Annotated in this window: 1 protein-coding gene; it reads right to left on the bottom strand. The window is 68.2% G+C overall.

The genetic code is table 11. The annotated features are described in order from the left end of the window. On the bottom strand, window positions 1-255 hold a 255-nt coding region (locus FNJ47_RS55690), incomplete at both ends, for a transposase (RefSeq protein WP_163163640.1).

Below are 255 nucleotides of genomic sequence, written 5' to 3'. Positions count from 1 at the left end.
CAGCTTCCAGGCGATGCGCGCCACCTTGTTGGCAAGCGCCACCGCTGCAAGCTTCGGCGGCTTGCGCTTGATCAGTGCCAGCAGCCAGCGCGAGTGATGCCCGCGTCCACGTCTGGCCTGCTGGATCCCCGCCGTAGCCCCGATCACGAGCAGCCGTCTCAGGTCCTCGTCGCCCGCCCGGGTGATCTTGCCAAGCCTGGTCTTGCCGGCGGTGGAATGGTCCTTGGGTGTGAGGCCGAGCCAGGCCGCGAAGTG

It is taken from the genome of Bradyrhizobium uaiense, assembly GCF_010811875.1.
GTDB classification, from domain to species: Bacteria; Pseudomonadota; Alphaproteobacteria; order Rhizobiales; family Xanthobacteraceae; genus Bradyrhizobium; species Bradyrhizobium uaiense.
The sequence above is the reverse complement of the archived record's forward strand: the minus strand, read 5'-3'. Positions and strand labels throughout refer to the sequence as shown.